1 pseudogene is annotated in these 523 nt (G+C 66.7%); it reads left to right on the top strand.

The annotated features are described in order from the left end of the window. Positions 1-523, top strand: a pseudogene (locus AC1D00_RS44760) (caspase family protein); the annotation flags it as partial.

Below are 523 nucleotides of genomic sequence, written 5' to 3' on the forward strand. Positions count from 1 at the left end.
ATCCATCCGCCGGGACTATGAGCTTGCCCTGCAGACAGGAAACCGGGACGGATGGGAAGCATTCCTCCAGGCTTATCCCGACGGGTTCTATGCAGGTCTTGCTCGTGCGCAGTTGAAGAACGTTGCGGCCGAAGAGGCGCGCGCAGCTGCAGTGGCCAAGGCGCGCCAGGCTGAGGACGAAAAGGCGCGGCTCACGGCTGAGCGCGCCAACAAAGCCGAGCAGGACAAGGCGGCTGCCGCCGCCAAGGCCGCCGAGGATGCCCGGCTCGCGGCCGAGAAGGCCAAGCAGATCGAGGAGGCCAAGGCGGCCGCGGCCGAGCAGCGCAGGAAGGATGCCGAGGCTGCTGCAGCCAAGGTGCTGGCCGACAAGCAGGCCGCCGAGAAGGCGCTCGCCGACAAGGCCGCTGCCGAGCTGGCTGCAAAGCCAGCAAATGACAAGGCGCAGGGTGAGCAGAAGGTCGCAGCGGTAACCCCAGCTCAATCGTCGCCCAGTCTCTCGCCGCAGGAGACTGCAAAGCTGGTG

The organism is Bradyrhizobium sp. P2_E8 (assembly GCF_056403875.1).